The following is a 4,730-nucleotide window of genomic DNA, read 5'->3' as shown; positions in this document are numbered from 1 at the left end:
AACACCACTATTGGTGCGGAGCGGGAAACGTTGGCGAAGCTGGATCATCCAGCCGAATCAGCCCGGTAAGTCCAGTGCAGTAGAAGTCTGTGCCGTCAGTCCTGCGCCGTAAGCCGCGTGCAGTAAAACCCCGTGTGATCGAAGTGAAAGCAGTCCAATGAAGGTCGGTTCAGTGAAGTTCGGGAAGCAGCCCGCCCCGGTGGCGGACATCAATGAGGATGACCTCGCGGTCCATGAGCCCAAAACGAAAGCGGCCGGGGTGAAGGCTGTGATGGTGGCGTTGGAGCGGGCGGTGGCGCAGGCGGGGGTGACCCGGACGGCGCAGTCGCTGCTGCGCCTGAACCAGCAGGGCGGGTTTGACTGCCCGGGCTGCGCATGGCCGGAATCGGCCACCAAGCGCAAGGCCGCGGAGTTCTGCGAGAACGGTGCGAAGGCCGTTGCTGAGGAGAACACCCTGCGCACCGTCGGCGCCGGGTTCTGGGCCAAACACTCGATTGCCGAGCTGTCGTCGAAAACCGAGTACTGGCTGGGGAACCAGGGCCGGCTCAGCGAACCGGTGGTCATCCGCGAGGGCGACACCCATTACTCGCCGATTTCCTGGGCGGACGCGTTCGGCCTGGTCGGGGAGCACATCCGCGCCAGCAGTGCGGACCGGTGCGTGTTCTACACCTCGGGCCGGACTGCGAACGAGACCGCGTTCATGTACCAGCTGTTTGCCCGGGCCCTGGGCACGAACAACCTCCCGGACTGTTCAAACATGTGCCACGAATCCTCCGGGTCCGCGCTGAACCCGACCATCGGCATCGGCAAGGGCACCGTGTCCCTGGAAGACATCCACGATTCCGAACTCATTTTTGTGGTCGGGCAGAACCCGGGCACCAACCACCCCCGCATGCTCTCGGCGCTGAAGGAGTGCAAAGACAACGGCGGCAAAGTCGTCGCGGTCAACCCGCTTCCCGAGGCCGGGCTGTTCAACTTCAAGGACCCCCAAACCGTCTCCGGCGTCGTCGGCGGCGGCACCCCGCTGGCTGATGAGTACCTGCAGATCAAGGTCGGCGGTGACCTGGCGCTGTTCCAGGCCCTCGGCCACCTCCTCCTGGCCGAAGAGGCACGCAACCCGGGCACCGTCGTCGACCGCTCCTTTGTTGACGCCCAGACCGACGGTTTCGACGCCTACGCCGCTGCCCGCCAGGTGCTGGACTGGGCCGAGACGGAGAAGGCGACCGGCCTGACCCGTGCCCAGATCGAAACCGTCGCCGGCATGCTCATCACGTCCAAAGCCACGATTTTCTGCTGGGCCCTGGGGGTCACGCAGCAGCCGCACTCGGTGGACACCATCAAGGAAATGGTCAACGTCCTGCTCCTGCAGGGCAACTTCGGCAAGCCCGGCGCCGGCGCCTGCCCGGTTCGCGGACACTCCAACGTCCAGGGCGACCGGACCATGGGCATCTGGGAAAAACCCAAAGAACCCCTCCTCGCCGCCCTCGACGCCGAGTTCGGAATCACCTCCCCCCGGCACCACGGCCATGACGCCGTCGAAGCGATGGAAGCGTTCGAACGCGACGAGGTGGACGTCTTCGTCTCGATGGGCGGGAACTTCTCCCTTGCCTGCTCGGACACTGAAACCCTCGAGGCGGGGATGCAGCGGATCGGGCTGACCGTGCACATCTCCACCAAGCCCAACCGCTCCCACATCGTGCATGGCCGCACGTCGCTGATCCTGCCCACCCTCGGCCGGACCGACAAGGACGACAAACACCCCACCGGCGCCCAGTTCCTCTCCGTGGAAGACTCCATGTCCGTGGTCCACTCCACCCAGGGCAGGCTCACCCCGGTCTCCGAACACCTGCTCGCCGAACCCGTCATCGTCGCCCGCATGGCAGAGGCCACCTTCGGCCCGGACCACCCCGTGGACTGGAAAGCCATGGCGGAGGACTACGACGTCATCCGGGACCACATCGAACGGACCCTGCCCGGATTCGAGGACTTCAACACCCGCGTCCGGACCAAAAACGGGTTCGTGCTGCCCAACCCCCCACGCGACACCAGGTCCTTCGCAACAGACATCGGCCGTGGCCGGTTCACCGTCAGCCCGCTGGAATACCTCACCCCGCCCGCCGGGCACCTGGTCCTGCAGACCATCCGCAGCCACGACCAGTACAACACCACCTTCTACGGCCTGGACGACCGCTACCGCGGCATCTCCGGCGGCCGCCGCGTCGTCCTCATCCATCCTGACGATCTGGTTGAACTCGGCTTCCAGGACAGGGACCTTGTGGACGTGGTGAGCACGTTCCGCGGCCACGACCGGCAGGCGGACAAGTTCCGTCTGGTGGCCTACCCGACGGCGAAGGGCTGCGCCGCCGCGTACTTCCCCGAAGCCAACGCCCTGGTGCACAAGGAGAACGTGGCCAGGGAATCGAACACCCCCGGCTTCAAGGCAATGTTCGTCCGCTTTGTGCCGCACGCTCCTGGGAGCTCCGCGGAGCCACGGTAAGGGACGCCACACGTTCAAGCCTCGGGTGCATCTCGTCACCGCCGCTCACCACGCCGGTCTGCCACCACAGGTGCAGCCCTTCCGGGGCAACTTCGAGGCAGGCCAGGTTGTTGGTGAACCAGGGACCCTTGACCCGCTTCCAGCGGAACGGCGGGTCCGGCACCTTCGCTGAGCGCGCCACCAACGCACCGATCGGGGCTGCCACCCCGTAGGACATCACGGCAGCGAAGGACCTCATCAACCGCGGCAGGGGGTTACGGATCGGGGAGCAGACTGCCTGCATGATGCGGCTGCCGGAATCGCGCTCCACCTCCGCAACGTAGGAGTAGTGGACGTCCCCGGAGAGGAACGTGATGGTTTTCGGTGCGGTGCCGCGTCTGCCATCGGCCACCTCGGTGACCATGTCCGCGACCTGATGGAAGCTCTTCTGGAAGGCGCCCCAGTGCTCAAGGTCCACCGCCTGGCGTACTTTCTCGCCGGCCCTGGCGGCACGCTTTCCCCATGCGCCCTGGGAAATGGCCTCATCCCAGGATTCCACGTAGTGCAATCCCATCGGCAGCAGGAACGGCAGCGAAGTGGCTACGAGCAGGTGCCGGCAATCGCCCCGCATCCGGCCGTCAAGCCAGGCCATTTCATTTTTGTCCAGCAGGGCACGGTTGTCCGGGGCCAGGTTCCTGGCGGCGCGCGAGTCCACCACAAGCAGCCGCGTGTCGCCGATATCCCGGCAGTAACTCCAACGGTACGATTCCGGTTCCTGATCGGCCCGGTCCGCAAAACTATCCAGCGCTGTACTGAGATCGAGTTCGGCCTCACCTGTATGGCCGGCAATCTGCCGCCAGATGGGGTCCTCGTCCCGTTCCTTGGGTGACAGGTTCCCCAAGTGCTGATAGACCCAATACGAGGCCAGCCCCGCCACGATCCGCCCGTGCCACCAGGACGTGGCCTCCATTTCCTTCTTCCAGCTCAGGGACGTGTTCCAGTCATCGCGGATGTCATGGTCATCGAAGATCATTGCACTGGGCAGGGTGGACAACAGCCATCTGTTGGCCGGATCGGACCAGGCCAGGAAGTACAGGTGGGCGTATTCCTCGTAGTCTTTGAGCTCCTCCCCCGGCGGCGCCTCGATGTCGCGCCGTGCTCGAATGAACTCCTGCATCTCGTCGCTGGTCAGGTCGGCGTACACCTGGTCCCCGAGGAAGGCCACCAGATCCGGCCAGGGGAGCTCATCGCCGGAGGCCATCCCCAAGGCGAAGGCCCGGAGTGAGTCGACCCCGTGGGTCCGGTTGCCGGATTCGTCGTGCGGGACACTGGTGCGGCAGGAGCCGTAGGCCATGCGCAGCGGTTTTCCGGGCTTCAGCGCCGCGATCACCGGGGGCGGAAACCCGGATGCGGGCTCAGGCCAGCACTGGGTTCCGTCGATTTCAAGGGTGTAGGGCAGCACCGCTCCCGGCTCCAGCCCGGCCGCCTCCACCAAGGCGTAGTGATGTCCATGTACGGCGAAGGTGCGGGCCGTCCAGCTCTGGCCTCCGGCGTGGACCGCGACGTGGGAGTCATCCCGGGTTTCCACCCAGATGCTGGCAGAGGTCTCATCGACGTACCGCATCATGGGGCCAAGGACCAGGGGTGACGTCGTCATGACTTAGTTGTACCCGTTCCGGCCCCCGGCAACCATGGGCAGCGCCAAACTAACCCGTGGGCAGCGCCAAAGGCAGGAAACGCGGACCTTTTGCCCGCGCCAGCAAACCCGCCACCACCAAAAGATGCGTAGGAGGCAACGTGACAGCGGACGTCAGGCAGTTGGCGCGGATGGGGTGCGGCTGCTTCGGATGGCGAGCGCGAGAAGTGCTACAAATGAAACGGCGCTGACTGCGTACAGAACCTTGCCCCAGGGTGCGTGATCCCCGCCGGATATCCCAAAGGCATCAGCGAGTCCCATGCCGGCCGGGAAGGAAGCCATCCAGTGTGACGGCGCCGCCAGCACCAGCAGTAGCAGGTCGAGAGCTGCAGCGGTTTTTCCGGAAATGGAACGCCTCAGTCCGGCAATCAGAACGACAGCCGCCAAAACAGGTCCCGTGGCTGCCCACATAAGAACTGCCGGCGCTGCAAGTGATTCGTTCGCCCGGTCCATCGCTGCATGGATTTCCGCCAGCGTGGCGCCTGGAACTGCAGCCAGAGGATTCCACACCAGAACCTGTAAGGCACCGGCAACTGCGTAGCCAGCAACGAGCAGCAA

The 4,730-nt window shown here is 65.1% G+C and carries 3 protein-coding genes; 1 reads left to right on the top strand and 2 read right to left on the bottom strand.

Annotation, left to right across the window (positions count from 1 at the left end):
- The first annotated feature begins 157 nt into the window (after positions 1 to 157).
- The gene (locus DBR22_RS23485; protein ID WP_258229437.1) at positions 158 to 2,497 is read left to right on the top strand and encodes an FdhF/YdeP family oxidoreductase; all 2,340 of its coding nucleotides are present in this window, start codon (positions 158 to 160) and stop codon (positions 2,495 to 2,497) included.
- Here DBR22_RS23485 and DBR22_RS23480 read toward each other — a convergent pair.
- Both DBR22_RS23480 and DBR22_RS24245 read right to left on the bottom strand, forming a co-directional pair.
- Positions 2,436 to 4,133, bottom strand: coding sequence for an alkaline phosphatase D family protein (locus DBR22_RS23480; RefSeq protein WP_108600951.1), 1,698 nt, complete (start codon positions 4,131 to 4,133; stop codon positions 2,436 to 2,438). The genes DBR22_RS23485 and DBR22_RS23480 overlap by 62 nt on opposite strands.
- A 153-nt stretch (positions 4,134 to 4,286) precedes the next feature.
- Positions 4,287 to 4,730, bottom strand: a 444-nt coding sequence (locus DBR22_RS24245) for a hypothetical protein (RefSeq protein ID WP_308810256.1), incomplete at its 5' end; no start/stop codon positions are given.

Source organism: Arthrobacter sp. HMWF013, from assembly GCF_003061105.1.
Lineage (GTDB): Bacteria > Actinomycetota > Actinomycetes > Actinomycetales > Micrococcaceae > Arthrobacter.
Note: the sequence above shows the minus strand (reverse complement) of the source record. Positions and strands in the feature narration are given on the sequence as shown.